The organism is Pseudonocardia sp. Ae717_Ps2 (assembly GCF_001932475.1).
Taxonomy (GTDB): domain Bacteria; phylum Actinomycetota; class Actinomycetes; order Mycobacteriales; family Pseudonocardiaceae; genus Pseudonocardia.
Genome location: NZ_MCIS01000001.1, coordinates 2,503,153 through 2,518,083 on the forward strand (window position 1 = coordinate 2,503,153; position 14,931 = coordinate 2,518,083).

The 14,931-nt window shown below is 77.0% G+C and carries 15 protein-coding genes; 8 read left to right on the top strand and 7 right to left on the bottom strand.

Annotated features, from left to right (window positions below; genetic code table 11):
• Window positions 1-45 precede the first annotated feature (45 nt).
• Window positions 46-1,650, bottom strand: coding sequence for an NAD(P)/FAD-dependent oxidoreductase (locus Ae717Ps2_RS11640; protein WP_233147527.1), 1,605 nt, complete (start codon window positions 1,648-1,650; stop codon window positions 46-48).
• A gap of 311 nt (window positions 1,651-1,961) precedes the next feature.
• On the opposite strand from Ae717Ps2_RS11640, the gene Ae717Ps2_RS11645 reads away from it, so the two are divergent.
• Window positions 1,962-3,146: an alcohol dehydrogenase catalytic domain-containing protein gene (locus Ae717Ps2_RS11645; RefSeq protein WP_075333366.1), complete on the top strand. Its 1,185-nt coding sequence runs from the start codon at window positions 1,962-1,964 to the stop codon at window positions 3,144-3,146.
• Between the two features lie 5 nt (window positions 3,147-3,151).
• Here Ae717Ps2_RS11645 and Ae717Ps2_RS11650 read toward each other — a convergent pair whose 3' ends face one another.
• Window positions 3,152-3,637, bottom strand: coding sequence for an Lrp/AsnC family transcriptional regulator (locus tag Ae717Ps2_RS11650; protein ID WP_075306615.1), 486 nt, complete (start codon window positions 3,635-3,637; stop codon window positions 3,152-3,154).
• Between the two features lie 81 nt (window positions 3,638-3,718).
• Between Ae717Ps2_RS11650 and Ae717Ps2_RS11655 the strand changes: the two genes are divergently transcribed.
• The 3 genes from Ae717Ps2_RS11655 to Ae717Ps2_RS37310 all read left to right on the top strand — a co-directional run bounded on the left by Ae717Ps2_RS11655 (window position 3,719) and on the right by Ae717Ps2_RS37310 (window position 5,202).
• Window positions 3,719-4,339, top strand: a complete 621-nt coding sequence (locus Ae717Ps2_RS11655; RefSeq protein ID WP_043276884.1) for a LysE family translocator — start codon at window positions 3,719-3,721, stop codon at window positions 4,337-4,339.
• Between the two features lie 30 nt (window positions 4,340-4,369).
• On the top strand, window positions 4,370-4,933 hold the full coding sequence (locus tag Ae717Ps2_RS11660) for a hypothetical protein (protein WP_075306614.1): 564 nt from the start codon (window positions 4,370-4,372) through the stop codon (window positions 4,931-4,933).
• A gap of 107 nt (window positions 4,934-5,040) precedes the next feature.
• Window positions 5,041-5,202 carry a hypothetical protein gene (locus tag Ae717Ps2_RS37310; RefSeq protein WP_158071487.1) on the top strand — a complete coding sequence of 54 codons (162 nt, stop codon included), beginning with the start codon at window positions 5,041-5,043 and terminating at the stop codon, window positions 5,200-5,202.
• A 13-nt stretch (window positions 5,203-5,215) separates the two neighbouring features.
• On the opposite strand, the gene Ae717Ps2_RS11665 is transcribed toward Ae717Ps2_RS37310, so the two are convergent.
• The 4 genes from Ae717Ps2_RS11665 to Ae717Ps2_RS11680 all read right to left on the bottom strand — a co-directional run bounded on the left by Ae717Ps2_RS11665 (window position 5,216) and on the right by Ae717Ps2_RS11680 (window position 9,161).
• Complete coding sequence (locus Ae717Ps2_RS11665; protein ID WP_075306613.1) at window positions 5,216-6,016, bottom strand: glycosyltransferase family 2 protein; 801 nt, start codon at window positions 6,014-6,016, stop codon at window positions 5,216-5,218.
• Window positions 6,013-7,053, bottom strand: a complete 1,041-nt coding sequence (locus Ae717Ps2_RS11670; protein WP_075333367.1) for a glycosyltransferase — start codon at window positions 7,051-7,053, stop codon at window positions 6,013-6,015. The genes Ae717Ps2_RS11665 and Ae717Ps2_RS11670 overlap by 4 nt, the downstream gene beginning before the upstream one ends.
• Entirely contained in the window at window positions 7,050-8,144 is a 1,095-nt protein-coding gene (locus Ae717Ps2_RS11675; RefSeq protein ID WP_075306612.1) for a glycosyltransferase, read from the bottom strand. The genes Ae717Ps2_RS11670 and Ae717Ps2_RS11675 overlap by 4 nt, the downstream gene beginning before the upstream one ends.
• Window positions 8,145-8,258: 114 nt before the next feature.
• The gene (locus Ae717Ps2_RS11680) at window positions 8,259-9,161 is read right to left on the bottom strand and encodes a WcbI family polysaccharide biosynthesis putative acetyltransferase (RefSeq protein WP_139318725.1); all 903 of its coding nucleotides are present in this window, start codon (window positions 9,159-9,161) and stop codon (window positions 8,259-8,261) included.
• A 75-nt stretch (window positions 9,162-9,236) separates the two neighbouring features.
• Between Ae717Ps2_RS11680 and Ae717Ps2_RS11685 the strand changes: the two genes are divergently transcribed.
• The 4 genes from Ae717Ps2_RS11685 to Ae717Ps2_RS11705 are packed head-to-tail and all read left to right on the top strand — an operon-like array spanning window position 9,237 to window position 13,405.
• On the top strand, window positions 9,237-10,250 hold the full coding sequence (locus Ae717Ps2_RS11685) for a glycosyltransferase (RefSeq protein ID WP_075334245.1): 1,014 nt from the start codon (window positions 9,237-9,239) through the stop codon (window positions 10,248-10,250).
• Window positions 10,247-11,206 (top strand): hypothetical protein, encoded by a 960-nt coding sequence (locus Ae717Ps2_RS37315; protein WP_075333369.1) that lies wholly within the window; start codon window positions 10,247-10,249, stop codon window positions 11,204-11,206. The genes Ae717Ps2_RS11685 and Ae717Ps2_RS37315 overlap by 4 nt, the downstream gene beginning before the upstream one ends.
• Window positions 11,203-12,528, top strand: coding sequence for a glycosyltransferase family 2 protein (locus tag Ae717Ps2_RS35150; protein WP_158071488.1), 1,326 nt, complete (start codon window positions 11,203-11,205; stop codon window positions 12,526-12,528). Before Ae717Ps2_RS37315 ends, Ae717Ps2_RS35150 begins: the two co-directional genes overlap by 4 nt.
• Before the next feature lie 10 nt (window positions 12,529-12,538).
• On the top strand, window positions 12,539-13,405 hold the full coding sequence (locus tag Ae717Ps2_RS11705) for a hypothetical protein (protein WP_139318723.1): 867 nt from the start codon (window positions 12,539-12,541) through the stop codon (window positions 13,403-13,405).
• Window positions 13,406-13,486: 81 nt separating this feature from the next.
• Here the strand turns inward: Ae717Ps2_RS11705 and Ae717Ps2_RS11710 are convergent, their stop codons facing one another.
• The gene (locus Ae717Ps2_RS11710; protein ID WP_175581801.1) at window positions 13,487-14,752 is read right to left on the bottom strand and encodes a hypothetical protein; all 1,266 of its coding nucleotides are present in this window, start codon (window positions 14,750-14,752) and stop codon (window positions 13,487-13,489) included.
• Between the last annotated feature and the right edge of the window lie 179 nt (window positions 14,753-14,931).

The following is a 14,931-nucleotide window of genomic DNA, read 5'->3' on the forward strand; positions in this document are numbered from 1 at the left end:
TGTCCGTCCCCCGCGGGTCCAAACCCGACCGGAGGGTGGTCGGGCTCAGCCGTACAGCCGCCGGTGGGCGAACCGGACCGCGCCCCGGTAGAGCGCACCGGTCGCCCCCGCCGCGGCCAGCGCGGCCCGCGCCGCGTTGGCGCCGGGCCCGCCGTGCACCGCCCCGCCGGGGTGCGCCGACGCCCCGGCCAGGAACAGGCCCGGCACCGGGGTGTCGGCGCGGCCCAGACCCGGCACCGGACGGAACACCAGCTGCTGGTGCACCGCGGAGGTGCCCGCGGTGATCGCCCCGTCGACGAGGTTGCCGTCGCGGCGCTGCAGGTCCGCGGGCCCGGCGACGGCGCGGGCCCGGACCAGCGACCCGAACCCGGGGGCGTGGTCCTCCACCACCTGCTGCATCCGGTCGGCCCAGCGCAGCACCTCGTCGCGGCCCCAGCCGAGCCCGCGCGGCACGTGGGTGTAGGCCCACGCCGACTCGGTGCCGGGCGGGGAGCGGGTCGGGTCGGCCGTGGTCATCTGCCCGAACAGCAGGAACGGGTCGCCGGGCAGCCGGCCCGCGGTGAGGTCGGCGGCGTAGCGGCGCAGGCCGTCGAGGTCGGCGCCCAGGTGCACGGTGCCGGCCGACCGGGCGCCCGGCGCGGTCCAGGGGACCGGCCCGTCGAGCGCCCAGTCGAGCTTCACCGTCGAGTGGTCCCACTGGAACCGGTCGAGGTCGGCCACGAAGCGGGCCGGCAGGTGCTCCTCGCCGACGAGGTCGCGGAAGAGGCGGGGCGCGTCGACGTCGGCGAGCACCGCCCGGCGGGCGAGGACACGCTGCCCGGCCGCGTCCACGACACCGCTGGCCCGCCCGGACGGTCCGACCAGCACGGTCCGGACCGGTCGTCCGCAGTCGAGCCGACCGCCCCGTGCCGTGAGCCGGGCGACGAGGGCGCCGGTCAGGGCACCGGCACCGCCCTCCGGGACGGGGAAGCCGACGCGCTGCCCGACCATCGCCAGCAGCCAGCCGTAGGCGGCGCCCGCCGCGGAGTCCGGCCCGAGGTCGGTGTGCAGGGCGTTGCCCGCGAGCAGCAGCGGGGCGGCCCGGCCCCCGAAGTGCTCCTGGGCCATCCGGGCGACCGGCTGTACCAGCATCCGGGCCAGCCGCAGGGCGTCGCCGGTGCCGAGCGTGCGCAGCAGCCGGGTCGCCGGGCGGACCGGTGGGAACGGGCGCAGCGCGGCCGCGAGGACGTCGTCGCCGATCCGGTCCCACTGCGCGACGAGGGCGCGCCACGCGGCGCCGTCGCCGGGGTGGTCGTCGTCGAGCGCGTCGGCGGTGTCGTCGAGGCGGCGGTGCAGCACCGCGCACCGGCCGTCGGGGGTGGGGTGGGCGAGCACGGCGGGGGCGTGGCGCCACACCAGCCCGTGCGCGCCGAGGTCGAGCTCGCGCAGCACCGGGGACGCGGCGCCGAGGGGGTGGAAGGCGCTGGCGAGGTCGCTGACGAAGCCGGGCGCGGTGATCTCGGCCGAGCGCACGGCGCCGCCCGGCGCCTGGGCGGCCTCGCAGACCAGGACGTCCCAGCCGGCGTCGGCGAGCAGGTTCGCCGCGACGAGACCGTTGTGCCCGGCCCCGACGACGACGGCGTCGACCCGTTCTGCCACCCGTTCTGCCACGCGGTCCCCCTCCCGTGCCACGGCCCGCGGGCCCGCCGTGCATCCGCGGTACCCGGGCTCACGGACGTCATGCCGGTCACGACGGGCAGCCCGCCGGTGCGCGGGTGGCCGCGCCGGCACGTCGACCGACCGGTGCCACGGACCCGGTCGAGTATGCCGACCCGGCCCGGCACCACTCCCACGGCCACGCGGTGGGCCGCGGTGGGACGGACCGCCGGATGCGGGTTGCCGGCCGGACGCCCGTGCCGGTTTCGCCGGGGTGCGCCCGGGTAGCCGGGCGCCCACACCACCGGCGACCCCGAGGAGACCCCATGCGTGCCCTGACCTGGCACGGCCGCCGCGACGTCCGGGTGGACACCGTTCCCGACCCGGTCATCGAGCAGCCGGACGACGTGGTCGTCCAGATCACCAGCTCCGGCCTGTGCGGCTCCGACCTGCACCTCTACGAGGTGCTCACCCCGTTCCTGACCCCCGGCGACATCCTCGGCCACGAGCCGATGGGTGTCGTGGCGGAGGTGGGATCGGCCGTCACCGAGCTCTCGGTCGGTGACCGCGTCGTGATCCCGTTCAACGTCAGCTGCGGGCACTGCTGGATGTGCGAGCGCGGCCTGCAGTCGCAGTGCGAGACCACCCAGAACCGCGAGCAGGGGACCGGCGCCTCCCTGTTCGGCTACACCCAGCTATACGGGCAGGTGCCCGGCGGACAGGCCGAGTACCTGCGGGTGCCGTTCGGCAACTCGCTGCCCATCCGGGTCCCCGAGGGGCCGCCGGACGACCGGTTCCTGTTCCTGTCCGACGTGCTGCCGACCGCCTACCAGGCCGTGCAGTACGCCGCGACGCCCGCCGACGGGACGCTGGTGGTGCTGGGGCTCGGGCCGATCGGCGACATGTGCACCCGGATCGCCGCGCACCTGGGGGTCCGGCGGGTGGTCGGCGTGGACGTCGTGCCGGAACGCCTGGCCCGGGTCGAGGCGCGCGGGGTGACCGCGCTGGACCTGGGCCACGGCGACGACGAGGTGCTCGGCGCGATCCGGTCGATGACCCGGGGCCGTGGCGCCGACGCCGTCATCGACGCGGTCGGCATGGAGGCGCACGGGTCCCCGGTCGCGGCCGCGGCCCAGAAGCTCGTGGCCGCGATGCCCTTCGGGCTGGGCCGCACGGTCATGGAGACGGCCGGTAGTGACCGGACCGCGGCGCTGGAGCTGGCGATCGGCGCAGTGCGCCGGGGCGGCACGATCTCACTGTCGGGCGTCTACGGCGGCAGCGCCACCCCGCTGCCGCTGCTCACCCTGTTCGACAAGCAGGTGCAGATGCGGATGGGCCAGGCCAACGTGTGGCGCTGGGTCCCGGACCTGCTGCCGCTGCTCGGCGACGACGACCCGCTCGGCGTCGACCACTTCGCCACCCACCGGGTCCCGCTGGAGGAGGCGGCCCAGGCCTACTCGATGTTCCAGGACAAGAGCGACGGCGCGGTGAAGGTGCTGTTCACCCCCTGAGCACGTCATGATCCTCGTCGTCCGGTGTCGAGCCCGTGCTCCAGCGGCAGCCCCCGGTCGGCGACGACGTCCTTCATCACCAGGGTCGAGGACAGCCGCTGCACGCCGGGCAGCGTGGTGAGGCGCTCGTCGTAGAGCCGCTGGAACGCGGGCAGGTCCCGGGTGATGATCCGCAGCAGGTAGTCCGGGTCGCCGAACAGCCGCTGCGCCGCGACGACCTGCTCGATGTCGTCGACGGCCGACTCGAACGCCTGCACCGTGTCCTGCACGGCCTCGTGCATGGTCACGAACACCAGCGCGTCGAACCCCAGGCCGAGCCGGTGCGCGTCGAGGTGGGCGCGGTAGCCCGCGATCGCCCCGGAGGACTCCAGGGCACGCAGCCTGCGGTGGCACGGCGACACCGACAGCCGCACCCGCTCGGCCAGCTCGGTGACGGTCAGGCGACCGTCGGCCTGCAGCTCGGCAAGAATCTTCCGGTCGATCGTGTCCACGGAGAAGAATCTTGCACCATGCCGGGTGCTCGGTGGGAACAACGGGAACACCTGTCGGCGCCTCGTGCCTAGCGTCGTGGCATGCCGATCGGAAGTGTGCTGGGGTTCTCCGGCCTGTCGTTGCTGCTGGTCCTGACGCCCGGCGCGGACTGGGCGTACATGATCCGCGCGGGGCTGCGCGGGCGGACCGTGCTGCCGTCGCTGGCGGGGCTGCTCGGCGGGCACCTGGCGCTCACCGGGCTGGTCGCGGCCGGGATCGCCGCGGTCGTCGCGCGCCGGCCGGAGGTCCTCACCGTGCTCACCGCCGTCGGCGCGGTCTACCTGCTGGTGCTCGGTGCGACGACACTGCTCCGACCGGCCGGTCCCGCCGTGGCGGCCGTCGACGGCGGGGGGTCCGGGCTCGGCGACCTGGTCCGTGGCGCCGGGGTCAGTGGGCTCAACCCGAAGGCGCTGCTGCTGTTCCTGGCGCTGCTGCCGCAGTTCACCGACCCGGCCGCGCCGGTCCCCGTCGGCGGTCAGATCCTCCTGCTCGGCCTCGTGCACGTCCTCGGCTGCGCGCTCGTCTACACCGGCGTGGGTGTCGGCGCCCGCGCCGTCCTGGCCGCCCGGCCCGCCGCGGCGCGCGTGGTGTCCCGGGTCGCGGGTGCCGCGATGGTGACCCTCGGCGCCGTGCTGCTGGCATCCCAGCTCGCGACGGTGTAATCATGTAAGCATCGATGCGGGAGGTGCGCGATGACAGGACGAGGACGCGGGCGGGGCGGCTGGCAGCAGGCCGACCTCCCCCCGGCCGACGACGCCGCGGCGTGGTTCTCCGGACGGCTGCCCGACGGGTGGTTCACCGGGGCGCCGGAGGTGACGGTCGACCGGGACGAGATCGTCGTGGTGGGGGAGCTGCCCCCGCTCGATGCCGACCACCCCGACACCGACGAGGGGCGGGCCGACGCCGCGGCCGCCGAGGCCGGGCGGATCTCGCGCTTCCGGGAGGAGACCCGGGACCGGCGGATCGAGATCGCCCGCCAGGCCGAGAGCCGCTACCGGCGCAAGGTCGCCTGGGGCGCGCGGATCGGCGGGACCCGCGAGCTGTTCACGACGATCTCGGTGCCGGTGATGACCCGGCTGCGCCAGCCCGAGCGGGCGGTGCTCGACACCCTCGTCGACGCCGGGGTGGCCCGGTCCCGGTCGGACGCGCTGGCCTGGTCGGTGCGCCTGGTCGGCCGGCACACCGACGAGTGGCTGGCCGAGCTGCGCGCGGCGATGGGGCGGGTGGAGGAGCTGCGCTCGCAGGGCCCGGAGTGAGACCGCGCTGAGACGGACGGCGGCAACCGCTCGACCGGACGTCGCGCGGGCCGGGGCCGTCCGTCGCAGCCGCGCCGCCGTCCGTCCCATATCCGGACCGGAGGCGTGTGAACGCGGCGTCGCCGGGAAAGATCCTGGTCATGTCGATCCTCGCGTTCGCACACCGGGCCCTGGCCCGCCGTGCGCGGCCGGGCCGGGCGTCGGACCTGTGCTACTCGTGCATGCGGCCGGTGCAGTTCTGCGCCTGCCCGCCCCGCACCGCCTGCTAGTTCCCGACCGGTCTCATCCGACCCGCAGCACGTCGCGCCGCGGGTCGAACTCCACTGCGCCCGCCGCGTGCAGCTCGCGCAGCCAGCCCGCCATCGGCCACCAACCCCACCGGGTGTGGAACAGCCGGGCGTTGCCGACGATCTCGGCGATCCGGGCCGGGTCGGTACGGGCCGGCGGATGGTGCTGGTGGTAGGCGTGCGCCCCGCCCACCCACACCAGGTCCAGCCCGCAGGACAGCGCGAAGTCGGTGTCCTCGCCGCCGTAGCCGGCATAGTCCTCGCAGAACCCGCCGCCGGTCCGCCACGCGTCGGCGGTGACGGCGAACGACAGCGACCAGAACAGCTCGCGACGCGGTTCGGCCACCAGGGTTCCGTCGGCCGGGGCCGGGCGCGCCGGGTGCGGATCGGTGTGCCGGTGCAGGTCCTGCTCCGGCAGCACCCCCGCCGGCAGGTAGGTGACTGGCCCGCACAGCAGCGCGTCCGGGCGCCGTGCCGCGGCGTGGCGGTAGCCGTCGACCAGGTCGTCACCGGGCAGGCAGTCGACGTCGAGGAACACCAGCAGCGTCGCCCCGTCGGCGAGCGCGGCGACCGCCCCGGCGTTGCGTGCCGCGGCCAGCGGCAACGGGCCCGGTGCGGGGACGGTCAGGACCCGGGTCGGAGGGCCCTCGCCGTCGGTCACGGGGTCCTCGCCCATCCCGACGACGACGTGGCCCACCGGCGGGCCCGCGGCGAGCACACGTCGCTGGCGGGCGAGGTGGTCGGTGCGGCCGCGCACCACGGTGACCACGGCGACCCGCGTCGCGGGCGCCCTCACGCGGCGATCCGGTCGAGGACCGCGGCCGCCCGTTCCGCGGCCCGACCGTCGGACCAGCGCGACCAGCCCGCCCCGCCGCGGGACAGCGCCTCGTCGAGCACCCCCGGCCAGTCGGCCGGGGCGGGCCAGCGGTCGCGGACCGTGGCGAGCCCCGCCGCCCGCAGCACCGCACCGGTGGCGGTCTGCTCGCCGTACGGGCGCTCGGCCGGGACGACGACCGCGGCCCGGCGCGCGGCGGCGATCTCGGCGACGACGTTCTGGCCGGCGTGGCCGACGACGACGTCGGCGTCGGCCAGCTCCGCCCACACCTCGCCCGTCCAGCCGGCGCAGGTGAGGTTCGGCGGGGCGCCGGCCAGCGCGCCGGTGAGGCCGCCGGCGACCCGCCAGGTCCAGTCCGGGGTGGCGGCGGCCGCGGCGGCGAGCGCGGCCGGGTCGGCGCCGCCGTCGCCGCTGCCGGTCAGGACCAGCACCCGACGCCGGCCCGGGCTCGGGCCGGCGGTGCGGTCGTCGTAGCGGGACAGGCCGCCCAGGTGCACCGTCCGGCCGGTCAGCTCCGGGCGCCACGGCCGCGGCGGGTCCGCGGGCCACGGCGCGAGGAGCACCTCGGCCAGGTCGTAGGCGGTGCGGTGCGGCCGGTCGAGCCGCTCCCCGGGCTGCGCGACGACGGCGACCGGAACCCCGTGCAGCCGCGCCAGCAGGGCGATCTCCACGGACACGTCGGCCACGAGCAGCCGGGCCGGTCCCGCGGCGAGCAGCGCCGAGACCGCGGCGGTGCGAGCACGCAGACCGTCGTGCCGGCGCGGCACCCAGTGCAGCGTCCCGCCCGCGGTCACATCGGCGGTACCGGTACTGGCGCAGGTGTCGCTGCCGCCGGTGTCGGGGGGCAGCTCGTGCCAGGCGCCGGGCCAGCCGGGCGGGGCGGGCCTGCTCCCCACCCCGACGACCGGGGTGCGGCAGTGCGCGGCGATCGCGGCGGCGCGGTGGGCGTGCCCGCTGCCGTGGTGGTGCACGTAGTAGACGATCGTGCCGCCGGTCATGCGGCGGCCAGGGCCCGGTAGATGCGCTCGTAGCCCTCGACCATCACCTCGGCCGAGCAGGTCGCCTCGGCGTGCCGGCGGGCGTCGGTGCGCGACAACAGCGACGCCGCGCGGATCGCCTCGGCCAGACCCTCGACGTCGCCGGGCTCGGCCAGCACCCCGCTGAGCGGGTCGACGATCTCGGGCAGTGCGCCCCTGGCGAACCCGGCGATCGGGGTCCCGCAGGCCAGCGCCTCGGCGACGACCAGACCGTAGGGCTCGTCCCAGCACGGCGACACGACGGCGACGGTCGCGTCCCCGACCAGGCGGGCCAGCGCGCGGTGGTCGAGATGGCCGACGTAGTCGACGCCGTCGCCGAGCAGCGGGGCGACGCAGGAGTCGAAGAACGCCCGGTCCGGGCACGGCCCGGCCAGCCGCAGCCCGGTCCCGGCCAGCCGCGCCGCGCGGATCGCCTCCACAGGGCCCTTCTCCGGCACGACCCGGCCCGACCACACCGGGACCCCGCCACCCGGCCCGTACTCCCAGGCCGCGATGTCGACGCCGTTGCGGACGACCGTCGCGCGGGCTCCGGTCGGCGCCCACGAGCGGGCGGTGTGCGCGCTGACCGCGGCGAACCGCAGCCGGCGTGGGTCGCCGAGCCGCACGGCGGACTCCATCCACGGGGTCGGCGGCGTGTGCAGCGTGGTCAGGACGGGCGCGTCGAGGGTGTCGGCCAGCGCGAGCGGCAGGTAGTGCAGCGAGTTGTTGTGCACCACGTCGAAGCGTCCGCGCTCGCGGGAGAGCGCCAGCAGCAGCTCCAGGTAGGAGTGGTGCTCGGCGAGGAACCACTCCGCCGGCATGCCGACGTCGCTGCGCGCGGCAGGCGAGATCGGCGGCAGCACCGCCATCTCCCGGACCCGCAGCCCCGGATCGGAACCGGGCGCGCCGAACACGGTCACGTCGTGACCACGACGTCGCAGCCGGGACGCGAGCCCGGCGGTGTGGGCCTCCAGCCCACCCGGGAACGGTTCACGGATCGGGTAGCGGGCCGAGGCGATGAGCGCGATCCGGGAGGTCACCGGCGGAAGGCGGACGGGGTCATGGGTCGACACGCTCCGAGGCTCGAAGGACGGAACCGTGCGAGCTGGCGGCTGAACCCGGACGTTCCACCGATCATGCGGCTCCCCGGAGCCCCCCACAACTCGACCATGGTCGCCGGGACCCGGCTACAGCCCCAGAACCTCCAGCGTGTCGGCGTGTCGGGCCAGTCCGGCGTCCACCCATCCGGGGTGCGTGGCGTACCAGGCCCGCTGCGCCGCGGCGACCTCGTCCTCGGCGACCGCCCGGCCGGAGACGCACCAGTGCGGGCGCGGCGGCACGTCCAGTCCGAGGGCGTCGACGACGTCGGCGCGTAGCGGGGCCCGGATCCCGCCCAGCAGGGTGCGTCCGGGGTCACCGACGACGCCCGGCATCCCGGCGGCGTCGAGGATCCGCCCGGCGAGCAGCGTCAGCACCTCGTTGCCGGGGTGGTTGAGGGTGTGCGCGGCCGCCGCGCCGAATCCCGCGATCGCGTCGGACACCCCGACGTCGGTGTCGCGGGCCTCCCGCCGGGCGAGCTCGGCGATCCCGCGCCGGCCCACCTCGCGCAGCGCGTCCGGCGTCGGCGGCGGACCCGCCGGGCGTCCGGCGGCGGCCGCGAGGACCCGCAGGTCGTGGTAGGGCACCCCGGGCGGGACGGCGGCCGGGTCGGACGCGTGGCGCACGATCGCCGACCACGGGTGCAGCGCGGGATGGCGGATCACCGGCCAGCGCACGACGACCGCCCCCGGCGCGAGGCCGGCGGCGATCTGGGCGGTGCCCAGGGGCAGGTCGCGGTAGTCGTCGCGGACCGGCTGGGACGCGAGCAGCCGGGTCCGGGACAGCAGCCGGCGCAGGTGCGGCAGGTCGTCGGCGGTGAGCTCGTGCACCGGCGGGATGCGGACCGGGGTGACCGGCAGGTCGGCGACGGTGGCGAGCAGCACCCGGACCGACTCGGCCTGGCAGTTGCCCCACACCAGGGCGAGCGGTCCCGGCGTCGGGGCGTCGAGGCCGTAGAGGACGCCGTAGTGGCGGCGGCGCGGATCGGTCACCCGGTCATCGTGGCCCGCGCGGTTGATCCGCGCCCGGACGGGCATCCCGGTGGATCCGAGGAGAGGAGCCGTCGCGTGCGCGTGGCATCCGTGCCCACCGCCCATCCCTACGTGGCGTCGCTGCACCACCCCGAGGTGGTCCGGCTCCCGGACCCGCCGGTCCCGGGCGCCCGTCCGGGGGTGTGGTGGCCCTCGCCCTGGCTCGACGCCGAGCACCTGCGCGCGCACGCCGGGGAGGTGGACGTGCTGCACGTCCACTTCGGCTTCGACGACCGCACCCCCGACCAGCTGCGCGCACTCGTCGCGGCGCTGGAGGAGACCGGTGTCCCGCTGGTGCTGACCGTGCACGACCTGCGCAACCCGCACCACGCCGACCCGGCGCCGCACGCCGCGGCCCTCGACGTGCTGGTGCCGGCCGCCGCCGGGCTGGTCACGCTGACCCCGGGGGCCGCCGCGCGGATCCGGGAGCGCTGGGGACGCGACGCGCTGGTGCTGGGGCACCCTGCCGTCGTCGGGCCGGACTGGCTGCGCCGCCCCCGGCCCCGCCGCGCCGACGGGTTCGTCGTGGGCCTGCACGCCAAGAGCCACCGCACCAACGCCGACCCGGTCGGGGTGGCCCGCGCGCTCGCCGCGACCGCCCCGCCCGAGGTGGCACTGCGGGTCGACGCGCACGACGACGCCCGCGGCCGCGCCGTGGCCCACGCCCTGCGCGACGAGCCCCGCCTGGAGCTGCGGGTGCACCCCCCGTTCGACGACGACGCCTTCCACGCCTACCTCCAGGAGCTCGACGTGTCGGTGCTCCCGTACCGGTGGGGGACTCATTCCGGCTGGCTGGAGGCCTGCCACGACCTCGGCACGGCCGCGCTGGTCCCCGAGGTCGGGCACTTCCACGAGCAGGCGCCCTGTTTGACCTACGCCCTCACCGAGGACGGCCCCGACCGCGCCTCGCTCGGCGCCGCCGTCGCGCTGGCCCACCGGACCCGCCCGGCCTGGCGGGCCGACCCCGACGACCGGGAGCGGCTCCGCGCCGAGGTCGCCGACGCCCACGCCCGCGAGTACCGCCGGGTCCTGGCCGGGGTGGCGCGGTGACCGTCACCGTGCGGGTCGTCGCGCCCGGCGCGTCCGGGCACGGCGTGGTCCGGCACGCCGCTGCCGTCGCCGCCGCGGTGGCTGCCGAGGGCCTCGTCCCGGTCGGCTCCGGCCAGGCCGACCTCTCCCATGCCCAGTTCACCGACGCGCTCTGGGGCGCCGATGTCGCCGCGGCCGCCGACGCCTTCGTCGAGCAGGCGCGGGTCCTGCCCCGGCCGCTGGTCGTGACCCTGCACGACCTCCCCGGCGCCGACCCCGACCCGGCCCGCGACGCCCGCCGCTGCGCCGGGTACCGGCGTGTGGTCGCCGCCGCCGACGCGGTCGTCGTGTCCGCGGGAGACGAGGCCGACAAGGCCCGCGCGCTCGGCGCGGTCGACCCGGTGACCGTGGCGCTGCCGCTGCCGGTCGTCGTGCCCGCGGAGCAGGCGCCGGGCTGGGCGGGGCTCCGCACGCTCGGCGTGCTCGGGTTCGTCTACCCCGGCAAGGGGCACGAGGCCGTCATCGACGCGGCCGCGGCGCACCCGGACCGGCCCGCGGTCGTCGCCGCGGGGGCGGTCTCCGACGGACACGACGACCTCGCCCGGTCCCTCGCCGGGCACGCCCGCTCCCGCGGGGTGGAGTGGATCCTGACCGGGCAGCTGGAACCGGCGGCGCTCGCCGCGGCTGCCGCGGCGGTCACCGTCCCGGTCGCGCCGGGCCGCACCGTCAGCGCCAGCGGTTCGCTGCTGGCGTGGCTGGCCCACGGCCGCTACCCGCTGGCGGCGGTGGGCGCCTACGCCCGCGAGGTCGCCGTCGCCGCCCCGGGCTCGGTGGCGCTCTACGACGACGAGGACCGCCGCGACGCCCTCGTCGCCGACGCCCTGACCCGGCCCACCGCCACCCGCGGCCCGGTCCCGGACTGGCCGGACGCCGGGGCCGGGCACGCCGCCCTCTACCGCGGGCTGCTCGCCCGGTGAGCGTGCCGGGCAACCGCTGGGACCTGCTGGCGCCACACACCGGGCCGCCGCCGTTGGTGGGGGTGGTGGTGTGCCACTACCGCCAGCCCGCGCAGCTGGCCCGCACCGTCGCCGCGCTGCAGGGCCAGACGCTCCCGCCGGTGTCGGTGGTCGTCGCCGACGACGGGTCGCCGGAGCCGCCGGACCCGGCCGCGCTCGCCGGACCGGTGCCGGTGCGGGTAGTGACCCAGGACGACCGCGGCTTCCGCGCCGCCGCCGCGCGCAACCGCGGTGCCGCACGGGCCGACGGCGAGATCCTGGTGTTCCTCGACGCCGACACCGTCCCCGGGCCCGGGTTCCTCGCCGCGATCACCGCACGGATCGCGGCCTGCCCGGACGTGCTCGCCGTCGGCCGTCGTCGGCACGCCGACCTGTCCGGCACCGCACCGGGCGACGATCCGGCCGCCGCACCTCAGCTGCCCGACCCGGCCTGGCTCGCCGACGGCTACCGGCGCACCCGCGACCTGCTCGACGCCTCGGGCACGGACTGGCAGCTGGTCATCAGTGCCGTGCTCGCCCTGCACCGCGGCCTGTTCGACGACCTCGGCGGCTTCGACGAGCGCTACGTCGGCTACGGCGGCGAGGACTGGGACCTGGCCTACCGGGCCTGGAACAACGGGGCACTGCTGGTCCACGAACCGGCCGCGGTGGCCTGGCACGACGGCCCTGACTGGGGTGGCCGCCCGGCGGACCACGACACGGTGGGTGGCGGCAAGGACGGTGAGCGGATCCGGATCGCCGCGCTCGTCCCCGACCCGGGCGTGCGCGGTGCACCGCTGCCCGGCGCGGTCCCCGACGTCCTCGCCACCGTCGACGCCGATGCGCGCGGGTGGGAGCTGGTGGAGATCGTCGACGCGGTGCTCAACCAGACCCACCGGGACGTGCGGGTGCGGCTGCCCGGCGGCGACCCACGGCTCGACGAGCTCTACCGCGGTGTCGCCGACCCCGGCCCGTGGAGCCCCGACCGGCTCCGCCGCGCCCGGGCCCGGCTGCACGTCCACGCGCCGCTCCCGCCCGACGTGCTGGCCCGCGCGATGGACCTGCTCACCGGCCACGACCTCGGCCGCGTCGAGATCGCCGGACCCGACCGACGGACCCTCGCCGCACTCGTCTCCACCCGGGCGGCGGGCCGGGCCCGGCGCGGGCGGGTCGACGACGCCGTCGCCCAGCACCGGGAGGGTGTCGCCACCCTGCTGCCCCGGAACGTTGCCCGGGCTGCCGCCAGGGATGCCGTTCGGGTTGCCGTAGCCCTACGGAGGCCCGACCGCCCCGCAGGGCCCTAGCCTCGCCGGCATGACCGCACCAGCTGCCTCCCCGGTCCGCGGGGCCCGCCGCGCGATGATCGTCGCGGTGGTCGCCTCGCTGCTCGTCGCCTCGCTCTGCGGGATCGTCGCCCTGCTCGGCGGCGGCTTCGGTGACCTGCAGGCGCGGATCGTCGCCACCACCCTGATCGTCGCCGCGTTCGGCACCTCGGCGCTCTGCCATCTCGCCGTCGTCACCCGTGCCGTGCGGCTCCTCGGGTTCGCCGGCCTGGCGGCGAGCGTCGTCGCCGCGGGAGCGGCCCTGTGGCTGGTCTGGAGCGGCGACGAACTCTTCGAGGACGACGGCGACGGCTCGGTGCTGAAGACCCTGCTGGTGGCGACGATCGTCGCGATCAGCCTCGCGCACGCGAACCTGCTCCTGCTGCTCGCCGAGCGACGGCGGACCGTGATCCGCACGGGCCTGGTGCTGACCCTGGCCGCGATCGCCGTCGTCGCGACGATGCTGGCGCTGCCGGTGATCACCGACGGCGCGGTCGGCGGCGGCGAGTGGTACTGGCGCTGGTTCGGTGTCGCCGGGATCGTCGACGCGCTCGGCACCATCGCACTGCCGGTGCTGGCCCTGGTCCTGCGCGGCCGAGGGGAGCACGGGCCCGCCTCCACCGGAACCACCTCCACCGGGACCGCCTCCTCTGGGACCACCTCCTCTGGGGCCACTGCCGAGGACGACGGCACCGGCACCCCGGGCGCTGCGCCGGAGGTGGCACCGGACGCGGCACCGGTCCGGATCGTGCTCGACCTGCCGGCCGACCTGGTCGCCCGGCTCGACGCCGCCGCGGACGGAGCGCCGAGGGACGCCGCGGCGCTGCGCGTCCTGCGGAACGCACTCGTCGGGGGCTGACCCGCCCGGGTCCTGGCCGTTGGCGCTGTCCGTTGCCGGATCCAGGGCGGTCGGCGGAGCCGGGGACGCGACCGGTGCGGGTCAGGCCCGGGTGTCGCCGCCACGGTCGCCGCCACGGTCGCCGTCGCGGTCGCCGCCGCGGTCGTGGCCACTGGCACGGTCGCGGTCGTCGGCCCGGTCGAGCCGTGCCCGCCGCTCCTGCTCCCGGCGGCTGTACGCGGCCTGACGGACCGCGCCGTCGTCGGCGAACCCGGAACCCAGCGCCCCGGCGACGGTCCCCATGGACGTCGACAGCCAGGCGATCATGATCCAGTCGTCCGGCCCGGACTCGCGCATGAGTTTCGAGGAGAGGTAGTCCGGCGGGATCACGAGGAACGCCGCCACCAGCGCGAGCACGAACAGCAGGGCGAACATCGCGAGCACCCCGCAGGCCACCGTGATCACCGTGGACAGGTTCGACAGCAGCATCTCCTCGCGCAGTGAGCGGTGTCGCCGCGACTCCCAGAGCCGGTTGTCGAGGATCAGCCACGCGGTCATCCCGACCAGGGCGATCAGCATGACCGTCACCTGCCGGGCGGTCCCGAGCGCCGTCGCCAGCTCCCAGATGTTGGAGTAGAAGATCCCGAACGCGGCCCCGGCCGCCGCCGCGGCGATGGCGGGGGACAGGCTCGGCACCAGCCGCCACGGACGGTTCGCGCGGACCAGCCCGGCCAGCAGCCGGACCCGGCCGCGGAGCCCGGTGAGTGCCAGCCGGACGTCGATGTCGTCCTCGACCCCGCCGCTGCCGGCGCCGGAGTCGTCCCCGTCCGCGCCTGCCTGCCCCCGGTCCTGGTCCCGGCCCCGGCGGTCGTCGTCGGACCTGGCTCCCGACCCCGGGTCGATCCGGGTCAGGGGGCCCGCATGGCCGGCGTCCGGCGCTCCTGCCTCTCCGGCGTGCGCGGGGTCGGCGGGCATCAGGTGCCCGGTCACGAGACGGACCACCGTGTCGCGGCACCGCCGGTACTGGTTGATCGCGCCCAGTGCGGGAAGCGACACCAGGCCCACCCGGTGCCCGGTCCCGCCGTCGGCCACGACCGGGTCCGCCCCGGAGCGGCGCGGCAGGTCGGTGAGCAGCACGACGGCGTCGGCACCGTCCCGCTCGCGCACCCGGTCGCCGATGTCGAGAGCGGGCAGCGCGCCGCGCTCGTCCAGCACGATCGGCTCGTCGGCGACGCGGACCTCCCAGCGGGCGTCGTCGTGCGCGCCGAGCGCGGCCGGCAGGTCGCGGACGAGCCGGTGGGCGAGCTCGGTCGGCAACCCGGGGTCGGCGACGAGGTCGAGCACGGTGGTGCGGGTCGCGTCGGTCACGGGGCGTGAGGCTAGTGCCCACAGACCGTGGCGGCACGACGTCGGAGGCGGGCCCGCCGGCGGGCCCGGTGGACCGCGAGCCCGTGGGCAGCGGGGCGGATGGCGGGTGAGGGTTCGGCCGGGTGTCGGACTGTCGGTGCGGCCGTGCGGTCGCACGTTGTGCGGCCGTGTGGCGGACC